Here is a 17,078-nt window from a genome sequence, read left to right on the forward strand (position 1 = left end):
TCGTTAGCTCCGGCCGGTGCAGATATCCCCTGGCCAATCCGTCTCCTGCAATGCACATTTCCCCGGCTGCTCCCAGCGGCAGCAGCTTTTGATGTGTATCCATAATGTAAATTCGAGTATTGGCAATCGGTTTCCCAATCGGTACCGATGGATACCCCATATCCTCTTCCCTATACGTCCACGCGGTTGCAATTACGCTCGATTCGCTCGGACCATAGGCGTTCATATACTCCACGCTGTCCTTCCACCGCATAACCAGCTCTTTGGTAATCGCAGATCCGCCCGTCACCAGTTTTTTCAGCATAGGCAGCCTGTCCGGCTCAATCCCAGCCAGATAGGTTGGCGGCAGCAGCGCAATCGTAATTTGGTTTTCGTTCATGAAGCGTGCAAATTCATTCAGATTATTAATAATATCCCGCGAAACCAGATACAGCGTTCCGCCTCCCAGCAAAATCGTGAACATTTCCCAAACCGAGGCATCAAACGAACTGCTGGCAAATTGCAGCATCCGGTCCGATCCGTCCACGCCCCATTGTTCCTGGAAGAAATGCTGGAGGTTGATCACTCCCCGGTGTTCTACCATGACCCCTTTGGGTTTCCCCGTAGATCCCGAGGTATAAATGATATAAGCCAAATCCTCCGGTTTGTTAACAGGCTCCGGATTGGCACGGTCTAGCTCTATATGCCTCAGGCTTGCGTCATCCAAGTCCATGATTGTCCCGTGATAGGTCAGCTTGTCCCGGAGATGCTTTTGCGTCAGTACAATGGACGCACTGCTGTCCTCCAGCATGTAGTGAATCCGTTCCTCCGGATAATTCGGATCTATTGGCAGGTAGGCTCCGCCCGCTTTGAGTGTTCCCAGGATGCCTATGACCATTTCCATGGAACGCTCCGCCATGATGGCGATGATATCGTTTGGCTTCACTCCACGCTCTCTCAAGACAATGGCCAGCCGATTCGCCTGCTCGTTCAGCTCCCGGTAGGTCAGCGTTTGCTCTCCCCAGACCAAAGCCGGATGATCTGCTCTTTGCTTCGCTCGTTCCTCAAACAGTCCCTGAATCGTGTGATCGTTCGGATATTCCGCCTCCGTATGGTTAAAATCACGGAGCTGCACGCTGCTCTCTTCCTCCGGTACGATCTCGATATCTTCGATCCTCATCTTTGGACAACGGATGATTTCACGGATGATCATTTTAATCTGTCCGGCTACCCGCTCCATAAAGCCTCTGTCATAGGCCAAGCTATTGTAGCGGAATTTAATTTGCAAATCGTTCTCAGGCACAACAATGAAATTAAAATCAAAATTCGTCTGTTCGGAGACCTTCGTGGACAGAATCCTCAAATCTGTTCCGTGGTCGCCCTGTCCTTTGTCAGCTTCCTCTATCGGATAGTTTTCAAAGGCCAGCAGGTTTTGCACCAATCCGCCTCCATGGGCGGTCCGCGACTGAATTTCCGCCAGCGGATAATAGTGATGCCGCTCCGATGCCCATGCCTCCTGCTGCAGTTTGGCAACCAGGGCTGAAAAGCTTTCTTCCTTTTCTGCCCGGACTCTGACAGGAATCGTATTGATAAACAGCCCTACCATCTGTTCAACGCCTTGAATTTCTGCCGGTCTTCCCGAGACAACCGTTCCGAACACCACATCCTGGGTATTGTTGTACCGTTGCAGCAGGATTCCCCATACAGCCTGTATCACCGTACTTAACGTGGCGCCGTTTTCTCTTGCGATTCTCTCCAAACTCGCCTTCATTTCCTTATTTATCGTAAAATCGTATTCCTCCTGAATGTATCCCGAATTAGCCCTATTACTTTTGGTTTGAGGCAGCAGCGTCGGTGGCTGTTCGTACTCCGTCAGATAATTCTCCCAGTAAGCCCCCGTCTCCCGGTCATCCCTTTGTTCCAGCCACTGAATATATTGACGATAAGGATACACCGTGCCTAATTGCGGTATGCTTCCTTTATGAAGCGCGCTGTAAATTTCCAGCAGCTCTTTAAATACAATGCCAAGACACCATCCATCCATAAGGATATGATGAAAACTTAAAATGAAGCGGTAGCTGTCGGCACTCACTCTAATCAAGGCAAATCTGATCAGCGGCTCCCGGGTGAGGTCAAAGCCCTTTTCTCTATCCTTGTCCAAATAGGCTTGGAGATAGTTTTCTTTCTCTTCCTCCGTCAAGAAGGAAATATACTCGAAAAACATTTCAGCCGGTCTGTCCTTTAAAACGGTCTGAACCGGTTTTTCCACCTTCTCATAAACAAAGGCGGTCCGCAAAATATCGTGTCTTTGAATCACCTGCTGGAAAGCACGCTCAAACAAGCTTCTATCGATCTTACCCTGCAAACTGATTACGGCTTGCTCAAAATACGCATGAGAGTTTTGTTCTCTGAGGAAGTGGTAGAGCATTCCCGACTGCATAGGGGTCAGTGTATAAATATCCGTGATATTGGGCTTAGAATCCCTCAGCGCGCGATATACCTCTTCTACCTCCGCCGTTGTAATGTTGCTGGAACTTACATCACTGGCTGTCAGTTCCGTATATTCCTGTGATGCGCAATGCTCGATAATTTGCTCCAGATTTCGCTTAAAGCCTTCCGCCACTGTGATCAGCGTGGCCTTTTCATATTCGTGCTTGTGATAGGCGAAACTCAGTCTTAGTTTTCCATCAGTCACCCTTCCGTTAATGTCCAAGCAGTAAGGTCTTTGCATGTCGGGTGAAACCGTCTCATCGGTAAGAACATCGGAGATGGTAAATATGTCGGTATCGATATCCTGGTCAAACTGCCCCAGGTAGTTGAAGCTGATCTCGGGGTGCAAATTAAACCTTAAGATTTCCTCGTCCCGAGAGAACGTCTGGTATTTTAAAATGCCGTAGCCGATGCCTTTTTGCGGAATGCGCCGGAGGCTTTCTTTAACGGCTTTAAGCCGGGAAGACACGTCCTTGACGCCTGCCATATCCAAAATCACAGGGTATTGGGCGGTAAACCAGCCTACGGTTCTGCTGATATCCATATCCTGAATGATTTCTTCGCGTCCGTGCCCTTCCAGGTTAACAAGCACCTTGTCTTCTCCTGTCCATTCCCGAATAGCCTCTCCCAATGCCGTCAAAAGAACATCGTTGATTTCAGTATTGTAAGCCTTATTCACTTCTCTAAGCAGCTTGGCGGTTTCAACTTCATCCAGCACGATTTCGATATGATCGCTATCCATATATTTTCTGCCATGAACGGAATGATCCTTGGGAATTGGCTTGATTTCATTCTGCTCCAGCTCGGACCAATACGTGATTTCTTGCAGAAGCTCCCCGCTGCCGGCATACGTATAAAGTTGTTCAGACCATGCCAGGAAAGAGTCCGTTTTGCCTCTGAATGTGACTTCTTCTCCCTTCTCCGCCTGTCGGTATCCTGTAGAAATATCCTCAAAAAGAATCCGCCAAGAAATCCCGTCAACCACCAGGTGGTGAATACTTACGCACAGATAGTCACCGTCTTTCGTTTTGAACAAGCCCGCTTGCAGCAGAGGTCCACATTCTAAATCCATGCGGGACTGAAGCTGGGCGGCTTCTTCCTTTACGGAGCTATCATATATATCATCATTTGTAAGATCCTTTACCTCCAGCGAATATAGTTCGCCTTCCGCGCCCCGGTTGAACAGAACCACCTGTCCCGCCTTCTCACGCACTACAATACGCAAAGCATCATGGTGTTCCACCAAGCCATCGAGCACTTTTCTTAACACCTTTTCGTCAAAGCCCTGTTTCCTATGTAACAGAACAGACTGGTTGAAGTGATGTTTTGCTGCAAAAGGCTGCTCGAAAAACCAGCTTTGGATGGGCGTGAGCATGATTTCCCCTGTTACCATTCCTTGAAAAGCAGTATGTTCGACAGATTGTACATAGGCACTCAATTGTTCAATCACAGGATGGTCAAAAAGTTCCTTCAGTTGCAGCTTTAGCTTATAATCGTGAAGCTTCGACACGATCTGGATGGCTTTAATAGAATCTCCCCCCAGATTCAGAAAGTGATCCTTAATGCCTACTCGTTCGACTTTCAGGACTTTTTCCCATATTTCAGCCAATATCTCCTCTATTTTGTCTCTCGGTGCCGCATATTCCTCCGTTGCATTCACGCTCAGATCGGGCTCGGGCAATGCCTTTCGGTCAATTTTTCCGCTCGGAGTCATCGGCATGTCATCCAGCTGCATAAAGCTGGACGGCACCATATAATCAGGCAGCTCCTTCATAAGCTGTTCCCGCAGCTCTTCCGCTCCCGGTCCGCCCTCTGCTGTAAAATACGCCGCCAGATACTTCTCGCCTTGCTTGTCTTCCCTGGCGATCACCGCCACTTCCCGGACAAGCGAATGCTTTTGCAACTGTGCTTCGATTTCCCCCAGCTCAATGCGGAAACCGCGAATTTTCACCTGATCGTCGATTCTTCCCAAAAATTCGATATTCCCGTCCGGCAGCCAGCGCACCAGATCGCCCGTACGGTACAGCTTCTCTCCAGCCTCGTAAGGATTCGCCACAAACTTCTCCGCCGTCAGCACCGGCCGGTGCAGATACCCCCTGGCCAATCCGTCTCCCGCAATACACATTTCCCCGGCTGCTCCCAGCGGCAGCAGCTTTTGATGTGTATCCATAATGTAAATTCGAGTATTGGCAATCGGTTTCCCAATCGGTACCGATGGATACCCCATATCCTCTTCCCTATACGTCCACGCGGTTGCAATTACGCTCGATTCGCTCGGACCATAGGCGTTCATATACTCCACGCTGTCCTTCCACCGCATAACCAGCTCTTTGGTAATCGCAGATCCGCCCGTCACCAGTTTTTTCAGCATAGGCAGCCTGTCCGGCTCAATCCCAGCCAGATAGGTTGGCGGCAGCAGCGCAATCGTAATTTGGTTTTCGTTCATGAAGCGTGCAAATTCATTCAGATTATTAATAATATCCCGCGAAACCAGATACAGCGTTCCGCCTCCCAGCAAAATCGTGAACATTTCCCAAACCGAGGCATCAAACGAACTGCTGGCAAATTGCAGCATCCGGTCCGATCCGTCCACGCCCCATTGTTCCTGGAAGAAATGCTGGAGGTTGATCACTCCCCGGTGTTCTACCATGACCCCTTTGGGTTTCCCCGTAGATCCCGAGGTATAAATGATATAAGCCAAATCCTCCGGTTTGTTAACAGGCTCCGGATTGGCACGGTCTAGCTCTATATACCTCAGGCTTGCGTCATCCAAGTCCATGATTGCCCCGTGATAGTTCAGCTTGTCCCGGAGATGCTTTTGCGTCAGTACAATGGACGCACTGCTGTCCTCCAGCATGTAGTGAATCCGTTCCTCCGGATAATTCGGATCTATTGGCAGGTAGGCTCCGCCCGCTTTGAGTGTTCCCAGGATGCCTATGACCATTTCCATGGAACGCTCCGCCATGATGGCGATGATATCGTTTGGCTTCACTCCACGCTCTCTCAAGACAATGGCCAGCCGATTCGCCTGCTCGTTCAGCTCCCGGTAGGTCAGCGTTTGCTCTCCCCAGACCAAAGCCGGGTGATCTGCTCTTTGCTTCGCTCGTTCCTCAAACAATCCGTGGATCGTTTGATCCTTCGGATATTCCGCCTCCGTATGCTTAAGACCGCGAACTAGCGTACTCCTTTCTTCCTCTGGCACGATTTCGATTTGCGAAATAAGAGTTTCACTTTGCTCCATGACTTGAGCAAATAAATATTCAAAGTGGGAGATAACGTTCTCAATGGGGATGAATCTTTCAAAAGCCTGTATCTGATAGTCAAAATTAACGGCTACATCCGCTTCACCTTCTTGTCCCCATATCAGGAGATTGAGTGCATTTCTTTCATGATGATGCGGCATACTTACAATCCGGCTTGCTGCGCCGATCAATGCTTCTCTCGTTTCCTGTTCTTCGAAAGAAAGCGATATATCAAACAGTTTGCCTTTCTCATTGCTATTCTCGTAAACCGCCCGGTAAATTTCACCGAAAGACATTTTCTGATGACGATAGCATTGCATAAGCTCACGTTTGATGCTCTTCATCAGTTCTTTGAAGCTTATATCTTTCTCGGGGCTGATCCGCAGCGGCAGCACGTTGGCGAAATGTCCCATAGTCTGCTTATATTTCGCTTTGCTCCGATTAAAAACCGGGACGCCGATCACCATTTCGTTCCGATTGCAAATCCTGCTGAAATATAGGAACAGTATGCCTAAAAAATAATGGAACGACGAGCATCCTTCCTCCTTGCAAAATTCAATCATTTGATTGTATAACGCCTTCTTTATAGTTAAGGTTCGCCGATCACTCCAAACGGAATCGCCGTCACCATCATCGATATCCATGCCTCTGCTCAACAGAGGCTCGGGAATGGTCAGATATTTGTTCTGCCAGAACGCCCTGTCTTTTAAAAAGGCTGGAGAATTCAGATAATTCTGATTATCGGAAATAAAATCAGCATAGGAATAGACCGTTCTGTTCATTTCGCCAATTCCTTGCGCCAATTTATTGTAATTGTCAAACATTTGACTGATTAAGAGAGCAAATCCCCATCCGTCGATCACCAAATGATGAACTTTAAGTAAAATGAAGTATGTGTTCGGGGCACCTTTCAACAAAACAAATTGAAAATAGAAGTCCTCTGGTTGAAAAGGCTTTAAAAATTCCTTCTTCATCCAATTGATGCAAAAAGAGTTTGGGTTTTCCTTCACCGAGAAATCATGAAACGGAACTTCATAGTCAACTTCCGGCAAAAATGTTAAATAAGGCTCTCCCTTTTTATCGATAAAACGGGCACTGAGGGAATCATTTTGCCTGATTAATAACTGCATGGACTGCCTAATGATAGCCGTATTCAGGTTTCCTTTAACCTCAACATACCCACCAATATTGTAAATAGGTTTTCCAGGGTACATGCACTGTTCGAACCATATATCTTTCTGATAGGAACTTAACGGATACTCCTTGACACTTATTACACTTGTTTTCATAAAATCCCCTCCTGTTGTTAATCATTTCATGCATTCTACTCCGTATGCCCAAATCATTTCCGCTACAAATAAAAGAAGCCTGTTCCCATATATAAAAGCACAGGAACAGACAGCAGACTTCGCCAGGTTTCCTTCGGCAACCTGGCAATCATGGCTGTTTAATCCAGCTTTAGACCCATGGCTTTGTGTCCACCACTTTCGAGGTGTTTACGATTAACGGGAAATACATTCGTATATTTTTACATCTTTTGAGCATGCTCTTATGCTTCTTCCTCCTGCATTCGGTAGGAGCTGACCTTGAGTTCTCAAAACATTTACCTTGATATAGTTTTACAATACGTTGTTATCTGCTGATTAAAACACCTCAGCAAGCCACTAAATTCCTGTCATCCGACAACTCCAGTTCATTTTACTTAATTTCTCACCCCCAAGATTCAGAGATAACAACCTGCACAACTTTAGCGGCTTAGCTTTTTTTAAAAATGATGGATTTGTGATCCACCTAAAAATGACGTTCCAAAGCTTCTCTCGCATTCGATGTTTCGCCGAAAATAGCGACGTGAGTGTACACGGGGAGTGAAGGACAGTTGGAGTGCAACTTCGGAAGAGTAAAACGTGCTTTTTCCAACATTTTTAAGAGAAAGCCAAAATCAAACCAGGAAAACAAGAGGGAACCCCCTCTCCAACTGATTAAGAACAAGTAAGCTTACTGCGGAGGATATATCCAAGGTCTAGTCACAAAGCGTAGCACCCCGAAGAAAAGAATGTCCTTGCAAGAAATGTCGCGCCTAACCTTTAGCAAGGAAGAAGCATGCCATTCTTCCCTTAGACAGCATACCGGCGAGGTTCATTTTCCAACGGAATATTCCACTATTTGAGCCATGATCACCTTGATCTCAGCACTTGGTTGGAAACGTGGCTGACCATCTCAATCTCACCGACTGTCAAGGTAAACTGCATCGCCTTCACATTTTCCACGGCATGATGTACTTTTGAAGCCCCAGGTATCGCAAATACGTTCTCTCCGTGAGCGTTAATCAGCCAATTTAGGGCAATCTGCGTTGGCGTCACGTTATATTGTTGAGCCAGCTGTTCCAATGTTTCAATCAGTGGCTTCGATCTCCGCAGCCCCGAATCCCGGAATGCCGTCGTCCACTTGCGCGGACCCTTGATCGACTTGACCAAAGAAGGATTATTATGGAATTTTCCACTTAAGATCCCCTGCATTAGCGGAGAATATGCGATGATCGCCACGCCAAGCTCTTTAGCCGTGTCCAGAATTCCGTTCTGTTCGATTCTCCGGTCGAGTAGGCTGTATTTCACTTGATTCGAAACTAGGCGAAGGCCGTGTTCACGCAGCACACGATCGGCTTCACGTATTTGTTGCGCGGAAAAGTTGCTTACGCCCACATATTTAATCTTTCCTTGCCCAACCAGTTTAGCCATCGCATTCATCACGGCGCCAACCGAAGCAAAAGAGTAAGGCGAATGCACCTGGTAGAGGTGAATCGTCCGTTGATCCAAATGGCGAATACGTTCATCAATCGTTGCTGTGATACTGCCTGCGGTCCGAAAGGCCGGCCACCATTTCGTAGCGATATTCGCCTGTTCCGCGAGCGGTCCTCCGATCTCATTCAGCGTGCCGGCCAGTAGCTGCTCAGACTGTCCGCCACCGTATGCTTCGGCGGTATCAAACCAATTAACTCCACCTTCTAAACTGGTCTGAACGATTTGCCGTATATCCTCCCGCCGCAGCACTGGCCAGAATTTCCCGACTATCCCTTTTCCATTGCTGAACTGCCAACACCCAAGCCCCAGCGGTGACAGCTTTAAATCCGAGTTGCCCAGCTTACGTAATTGCAGTGAGCCTGCCACATTTACCGTTTTCTCTTCCACGATCCTTCCATCATCTCCCGTAAAAAAGTTTTCATGTGAAACGATTGCCTTCACGTTTTGAAGCACATAACACAACTTTTCTTCCTGATTTGCACAGTCCGCTATGGAAAGTTTTTTGAACGCTATGCATAGAGTCTGCTTTATAAACTACCTAAAAAAATACTCTTGCATAACCCTTATTTGTTTTATCGGTTGGAAGCTTACAAATGTTTAATAAAATGTTATACAAGCATCTCTTATGGGGAATTTTGGTGTACGGAACATAAAAAAAGATGACTCCTGATGAATTCAGAAATCATCTGATGGCAGCTAGAAAAGGCCTTCTTTTTCAAGCTGTCGAAAATCATACTCTGTACCTGTATCAGTTTTCCTCACGAACGCTAAGTTGCCCTGTACCTGGTTCATTCAGAACAATTCTTGCTTTGACGGTCGAACCATCCTTGCGCTTAAAAGATAACAGCTGTGTCTGTCCCTTCGCCAACAGGGACTTGAGCATCGTTTCCGTAATCTGCTTGCCAGCATATTCCTTCCAGACGACGAAGCCGCAGCCCTGCTTGTAGTGGCTGCATCCATACCCTTTGCGGCCTTCGATAATGCTCCCACCGCAATTCGACCGCGGGCAGCTGCCTAAAGTCTGCCTTTGGCCCGGCGAAGTGCCCGACGGCTCGGCGGACGAAGCTCGCGCTGCCCTCACGCCAGAGCTGCTTGCGCCTGAACTACGGGCGGCTACCTTACTACCCGAGCGTTTGCCTCTTGCTTCCTCGCCAAAAGCGTTCGCTGGAGCCGGTGGTTGCTGCCTCACCTTGTCAATAATGGATAACGTAAACTTTTTAACGTTATCCATAAACTTTTCCTGGGCAGCTTCCCCCTTGGAAATTTGATGCAAACGGCGTTCCCATTGTCCTGTCATTTCCGGCGAGGCAAGCAGGTCAACCCCCGCATGACGAATCAGGTCAATAGCCATTTTCCCCTTATCCGTAATGAGGATCTTTTTACCCTTCATTTCAATGTAGCCAACCTTCTTCAACCGTTCAATCGTGGCAGCGCGTGTCGCCGGCGTACCCAATCCCGCATCTTTCATGACCTCGCGCAGTTCCTCGTTCTCCATCTGCTTGCCTGCGCTCTCCATGGCTTTAAGCAACGTGCCCTCAGTGTAGCTTTTAGGCGGCTGTGTCGCCTTCTCTTTCATCTCGGCACGAGTGCAATCCACCGGACGACCTGCCTCAATCTCAAACTTCTTGTCCGTCCATTCGTCCGTTTCCTCTTCTTCCTCTTTCTTCGGTGCTTTGCTCTTTTTGCCTTTATCCTGATCTGCCTTGCTCAGAACTACCTTCCAGCCCAAGGACAGAAGTTCCTTAATGCTTGTTTTGAACAGATGCTTGTCCACCTGAGTCATCACGGTATGCATTTTATATTCGGCAGGCGGGAAGAAATGTGACAAAAACCTGCGGATTATCAGGTCATATACATTTTGTTCCTCTTTGCTGAGTGTTCCCGGCCTTTTCAGCGTCGGTAATATAGCATGGTGATCCTCAACACGGGATGGATTGCAGACAGCTTTATTCTGTTTATGGACCAAATTGGGGTTCGCTTGCTGTACCAGATCAGCATAAGGACCTGTGCCCAGCATACGTAACGCCTTGTGCATACCGTCTATATTTTGCTCCGTTACATAGTTGGAATTAGTACGCGGATAGGAAATGACCTTATGCCGCTCATAAAGCGCTTGTGCTACATCCAGTGTTTTTTTGGCTGAATAACTATACTTGGCATTCGCCTCGCGTTGAAGCAGCGTCAAATCGTACAGCTTGAACGGATATTCCTTGGTCTGCTTCACATCATATTTGGTGATTTTACCTGTTTTTCCGCGAACTGCGGCTGCTATCGCCTCAGCTTCTTCCGGTTTGGTAAGCCGATCTCCCTGCCACGCACCTTTGTACTTGATCTGATCTTGCTTAAACTCGGCCCACACGTCATAAAAGGTTTGAGACTGAAACGCCTCAATTTCCTTTTCCCGGTCATGAATCAATGCCAGCACAGGGGTCTGCACCCGTCCAACCGATAACAACGCATTATGTCGTGTTGTAAAGGCTCTGGAGGCATTCATACCGATCAACCAGTCTGCTTCACTTCGTGCCCGCGCAGCCTGAGTCAGAAATTCAAACTCCGAAGCATCTCGCAAGCGCTCGAAGCCTGCCGCAATACTCTCTGCCGTTAAATCCGAGATCCACAGTCGCTTGACCGGCTGACGCAGCTTTAACTGCTGTTGAATCAACGCAAAAATATATTGCCCTTCTCGCCCTGCATCACAAGCATTCACGATTGCATTGCAGCGTTTGGCCAACTCACCAATTATTTTTAACTGATCCTTTGTTTTCGGATTCGGTACAATTTTAAACTGCTCAGGGATAATGGGAAGATCTTTAATATTCCAGCGTTTGTACTTGGCATCGTATGCATCCGGCTCAGCAAGACCCAGCAAATGACCGATCGCCCAAGTTACAATATATTTCTCCCCCTCCAGATAGGTACGGTTATTTTTAGCCCTCGGCTCCATAACAGCCGCAATGGTGCGCCCCATATCCGGTTTTTCAGCAATAATCAACGTCTTCATTCGTATTCCATTCCTTCCTGACGGCCTTCTGCTTCCCTTCCCTAACTCACACGTAACAAACGAGAGGTAAATGAAATACAGGCAGGGCCTCATGCAAAAGGAGCCTTCTCCCGGCGAAAGCTCCTTTGTCCATTAGCGCTTCAACAATATACGTGTATTATACCATAGATACAATCATACTCTCAGGTGATGATTAACGAAGCCATGAAATGATAGTAGCTACTTTCATTATCTATAAGGCCATGTAATAGAGCTTTATAAGCTGAACTTAAAAGTTACTATAGTGCCATTGTGCGGAGGGATGATGCTTCCCATCGCCACCACTTCGCTTGTATAGCCCCCTTCCACCTACTCGGTTTTCCCTATACCTTTTTCAGTTCGACTTATATGGATAATTTAGATGAAGTCTCACTTAAATCACTCTTCGTATAACAAAATGAGTTATATTCATGTTATTTTATATTACATAAAAATTTAATTTCATCTTTATTTTCACAAAAAAATTTCATTATTCAAAAAAAAGCTACACTTCACCCCTATTCTTATGTTATGATCGCTGTAGAAAACAGAAATAAAGATTATGAAAATCATATAAAGTCATATTATTTAACGTTAAGTTCACAAGACTTTATATACAATGATAATAAAATGCTGTTTCGGAAAAATTTCGTAACTCAATGGTTATTCATTCGCATTTTACAGCCCTGATCATGACAATCCTCGTGAACGCAACAAAGCCCCATCCGAGGATGGAGCTTTGACTGGTAACTAATATAGAGCTGTATCTACACCAAAACGGTAGCGCCCATCAGGTATTTATCGACCTCACGTGCGGCTTCCCGACCTTCATTAATGGCCCACACAACAAGGCTTTGCCCGCGACGCATATCACCAGCAGCAAAAACCTTATCTACATTCGTAACATATTTCCCGTAACGTGCTTTAACGTTGGAACGACGATCAGTTTCCAAACCAATTTGCTCCACAATTGTTTGCTCAGGACCGTCGAATCCAATCGCAATGAGAGCAATCTGTGCCGGGAATATGCGCTCCGTACCCGGAACAGGCTGGTAGATCTTGCGACCTGTTTCATCCACAATACGCTGAATTTGAATCGTGTGTAGCTCTTTCAAATTACCGTTCTCATCACCTACAAACTTGGTGGTCATGATGGAGAACTCACGCGGATCTTCCCCGAATATCGCCTTCGCTTCCTGCTGTGCATAATCAAGAGTATACACATTCGGAAATTGTGGCCAAGGATTGGCAATCGGGTCACGTTCCACAGGAGCTTTGGCATGCGTACCAAATTGTGTAACACTTCGACAGCCATGACGCAACGAAGTAGCCACACAGTCCGAACCCGTATCACCGCCACCGATTACAATAACATCTTTACCTTGGGAGGACAAATAATTGCCATCTTCCAGATTGGAATCCAGGTAGCTCTTGATAGTTCCGTTCAAATAATCCATCGCATAATGAACGCCATTCAAATTGCTACCTTCAATGTTAAATTCTCTCGGCTTCGTAGAACCACCGCACAGTACAACCGCATCATACTCAGCAATAAGCTGATCGGTAGGAATATCCTTTCCAATCTCGGTATTCGTAATGAACTGAATACCTTCCGCCTCCAGCAAATCCACACGACGTTGAACAACCTTTTTGTCCAGCTTCATGGAAGGAATGCCATACATCAGCAGTCCGCCAACACGATCCGCACGCTCGTACACAGTTACGCTGTGCCCTGCTTTGTTAAGCTGCGCAGCAGCAGCCAGTCCTGCCGGACCCGAGCCGACAATAGCCACTCGTCTGCCTGTACGCTTCTCCGGCGGATTAGGGACAACCCAGCCTTCCTCAAAGCCTTTTTCGATAATAGCTTCCTCAATCGTCTTGATCGTAACAGATTGCCCGATCAGGCCGACCGTACAGGAACCTTCACAAGGCGCAGGACAGACACGCCCGGTAAATTCCGGGAAGTTATTTGTTTTGTGCAGCCGATCCAGTGCTTCCTTCCACAAACCGCGATATACGAGATTGTTCCATTCCGGAATCAGATTATGAACCGGGCAGCCCAAAGTCGCCCCCATGATGTCCATCCCCGTATGACAATAAGGAGTTCCGCAGTCCATACAACGTGCCCCTTGGGTACGCAGCTCTTCTTCGGACATATGCTTATGGAATTCTTCCCAATCCTTAATACGCTCTGCCGGATCCCGGTCTGTAGGAAGCTGTCGTGTGTATTCCATAAATCCAGTTGGTGTAGACATGTTACGTTCCCCCATCTCTTCGCTTATGAACCCCGTTCATCCATCCGAACTCAAGTCAAATTCGAATTTGTCTGTTTGTATCATGAAAGGGTCTATTCTCGTTGAATTTGATTTATTGTATCACAATACAGCGCAAAAGTAATGAAAACTTATGCAACTTTCTGCATCAACAGCCAAAAGGATTTTTTATATGGTTCATTAATTTTTCAAATGAGCGAGGTCAAATGTACCCCAATCTTACTTCTTCCTCTCGTAAACGACAAAACGGTAGTCGTACGGGTTTCTTTCATCCTTGACACCGGGAGTCTCACTGACTACATTCCAGCTGTTCCAATCCAGCTCGGGAAAAGTCGTATCCCCCTCGAAATCCTCTTCAATCCTGGTGACAATTAGCCGATCAGCATGTGTCCAGAACAGTGAATAAATCTCCGCGCCGCCGATGATCATCAGTTCTTCCTGCGCCGCCAATTGGAGTCCTTCTTCCAGGGAATGGGTCACTTCTGCGCCTTCTGCCAGGTAGCTCTGATCACGGGTCAAAATAACGTTACGCCGCTTTGGCAGGCTTTTTCCGCCAAAGGATTCCCATGTCTTGCGCCCCATGAGTACGGTTTTACCAATCGTCTGCTCCTTGAAAAATGCCATATCTCTCGGCAGGCGCCAAGGAAGACTGTTATCCCGACCAATGACGCCGTTTTGTGCCATAGCCCATATCATCGAAATGCTCATAACTCACTGCCCCCCAAAATCAGATTGCGACAGGCGCCTTGATACCCGGATGATATTCATAGTTCTCAAAAGCAAAGTCTTCGTACGTATAATCAAATATCGAATCCGGTTTACGAAGGATTTTGAGCTGAGGCAATGGATAAGGATCACGCTCCAGCTGTGTATGCACTTGTTGCATATGATTTGAATAAATATGCACATCGCCGCCTGACCAAATGAATTCGCCCGGCTCCAAACCACACTGCTGTGCAACCATATGCGTTAGCAATGCATAACTGGCGATATTGAAAGGAAGACCAAGGAAGGTATCGACTGAACGCATGGTCAGCATGCAGGAAAGCTTCCCTCCGGCCACATAAAACTGAAATACGAAATGGCATGGCGGAAGCTTCATTGAATCGATTTCACCCACATTCCAGGCGCTAACGATATGTCGGCGTGAATCTGGGTTGTTTTTAATCGCTTCAATGACATTTGTAATCTGGTCAATATGTTGTCCGTCTGTTGTTTCCCACGCACGCCATTGCGATCCATATACGGGGCCCAGATTCCCCTGCTCATCTGCCCATTCGTCCCAAATGGTAACCCCGTTCTCCTTGAGGTAAGAAATGTTGGTATCTCCACGTAAGAACCACAGCAGTTCATGGATGACGGATTTTAAATGTACTCTTTTAGTTGTCACCAAGGGAAAACCCTTGGCCAGATCAAAGCGGAGTTGTCTTCCGAAAACAGAGAGTGTTCCCGTTCCAGTACGGTCCTCTTTTTTCACTCCATTTTCCAATATATCCTCCAGCAAATCCAAGTAATTGCGCATTTTATTTCTCTCCTTTAAGCATGAATAAACATCGGCATTCATAAAATCCGAACGTATATGAACATTAAAACGTATCACGTTCACGTACAGTATCCAGTATTCAATGCCCGCAGCGTCAAATTCTAATGTAGAAAAGACCTGCTATTCTGATGCACCCATATCTATATTTAGTTTATCATGGACTACGCTTTATTGACTATCTACTGTGTGAATTTTCATGGACGTCCTGAAAATCCTAAAATATGAAAAAAAGAGACAAAGAACGCAGATATAGCGCTCCTTGCCTCTCTTTTCATGTATGAAAACCAAAAACGAGATAATGAATCCGGATTAGCGACGTGGTGCCAATGCATGGATCGGATGACCCAGCACGACTTCCGCTGCTTCCATAACGATTTCGCCCAATGTAGGGTGAGCATGAATAGTCAGGGAGATGTCTTCGAGTGTAGCACCCATTTCAATCGCCAGACCCAGCTCAGCAATCAGGTTGGAAGCTTCCAGACCTACGATTTGCGTACCCAGTACCAGACCCGTATCCGCGTCAGCTACGATTTTCACAAAGCCTTCAGCAGCGTTCAGGGAAACGGCACGACCGTTTGCTCCATAAGAGAACTTGCCGACTTTGACATTGTGGCCTTTTTCTTTGGCTTGTGCCTCTGTGTAGCCTACGCTGGAGCATTCTGGATCTGTGAAAACGACAGCCGGCATACATTTGTAGTCCACTACAGAAGGCTCGCCTGCGATCGCTTCAGCAGCCACTTTACCTTCGTAAGAAGCTTTGTGAGCCAGAGCAAGACCAGCGACAATATCGCCGATTGCAAAGATATGAGGAATACTAGTGCGACCTTGGTGGTCAACTTTCACCATTCCGCGCTCATCCAGTTCTAAACCGATCAGGTCCAGACCCAGTTCGCCGTCTGTGTTTGGACGACGTCCAACGGTTACAAGCAGGTAATCAGCAGTTACTTCTTTGCTTTCGCCGTTAACGGAGAATTTCACTGTTACGTCTTTATCTGTTTGTTCCGCACTTTCCGCTTTAGCGCCAGTGAAGATTTCAATGCCTGTTTTCTTCATGCTTTTCGCAACGATCGAAGTCATATCCTTGTCGAAGCCAGGAAGAACAGTATCCATACCTTCAATGATTGTTACTTTGGAACCGAATTTGGAGTACATTTGTCCAAGCTCTGCACCAATGTATCCACCGCCGATTACGATCAGGCTTTTCGGAACTTCAGGCAAGTTCAACGCTTCTGTAGAAGACAGAATACGTCCGCCAAACGGGAATGGCTTCAATTCAATTGGACGGGAACCTGTTGCGATAATCGCATTTTTAAAACGGTAGCGTGGTGATTCATGTTCGTTGAATACACGCGCTTCGTTTTCGTTGATGAACATGCACTCACCATTGAAAACTTCAACTTTGTTGCCTTTAAGCAGACCACTTACGCCGCCAGTCATTTTCTTAACAACACTGTTTTTGAATTCTTGTGTTTTAGCAAAGTCAACTTTTACGTTCTCAGCCGTAATACCGAAAGACTCGCCATGTTTAGCTGCTTCGTATTGATGAGCTGCAGAGATCAAAGCTTTGGATGGAATACATCCACGGTTCAGACAGACACCGCCCAGCTCCGATTGGTCAACGATCAATACGCTTTGTCCCAATTGTGCGGCACGGATGGCAGCTACATAGCCGCCAGGACCCGCACCGATAACCAATGTGTCAATATCCAGAGAAGCGTCTCCTACTACCATTGA

The 17,078-nt window shown here is 46.9% G+C and carries 7 protein-coding genes and 1 riboswitch; all 7 genes read right to left on the bottom strand.

Annotated features, from left to right (window positions below; genetic code table 11):
• Positions 1-7,000: non-ribosomal peptide synthetase (locus L696_RS0104955; protein ID WP_025682656.1), on the bottom strand; the 7,000-nt coding region annotated here is incomplete at its 3' end.
• 132 nt (positions 7,001-7,132) lie between these two features.
• Positions 7,133-7,222: riboswitch (cyclic di-GMP riboswitch) on the bottom strand.
• A gap of 663 nt (positions 7,223-7,885) precedes the next feature.
• A complete protein-coding gene (locus tag L696_RS0104965) occupies positions 7,886-8,896 on the bottom strand; it encodes an aldo/keto reductase (RefSeq protein WP_025682657.1) in 1,011 nt (336 codons plus the stop codon).
• 361 nt (positions 8,897-9,257) lie between these two features.
• The gene (locus L696_RS0104970) at positions 9,258-11,510 is read right to left on the bottom strand and encodes a type IA DNA topoisomerase (protein WP_025682658.1); all 2,253 of its coding nucleotides are present in this window, start codon (positions 11,508-11,510) and stop codon (positions 9,258-9,260) included.
• 785 nt (positions 11,511-12,295) lie between these two features.
• The gene (locus tag L696_RS0104975) at positions 12,296-13,783 is read right to left on the bottom strand and encodes a glutamate synthase subunit beta (protein ID WP_025682659.1); all 1,488 of its coding nucleotides are present in this window, start codon (positions 13,781-13,783) and stop codon (positions 12,296-12,298) included.
• Between the two features lie 237 nt (positions 13,784-14,020).
• On the bottom strand, positions 14,021-14,509 hold the full coding sequence (locus L696_RS0104980) for a dihydrofolate reductase (protein WP_025682660.1): 489 nt from the start codon (positions 14,507-14,509) through the stop codon (positions 14,021-14,023).
• 19 nt (positions 14,510-14,528) lie between these two features.
• On the bottom strand, positions 14,529-15,323 hold the full coding sequence (gene thyA, locus L696_RS0104985; RefSeq protein WP_025682661.1) for a thymidylate synthase: 795 nt from the start codon (positions 15,321-15,323) through the stop codon (positions 14,529-14,531).
• A 330-nt stretch (positions 15,324-15,653) separates the two neighbouring features.
• Positions 15,654-17,075: a dihydrolipoyl dehydrogenase gene (gene lpdA, locus L696_RS0104990; protein ID WP_025682662.1), complete on the bottom strand. Its 1,422-nt coding sequence runs from the start codon at positions 17,073-17,075 to the stop codon at positions 15,654-15,656.
• Positions 17,076-17,078: the final 3 nt, after the last annotated feature.

This window comes from Paenibacillus maysiensis, from assembly GCF_000520815.1.
Classification (GTDB): Bacteria; Bacillota; Bacilli; order Paenibacillales; family Paenibacillaceae; genus Paenibacillus; species Paenibacillus maysiensis.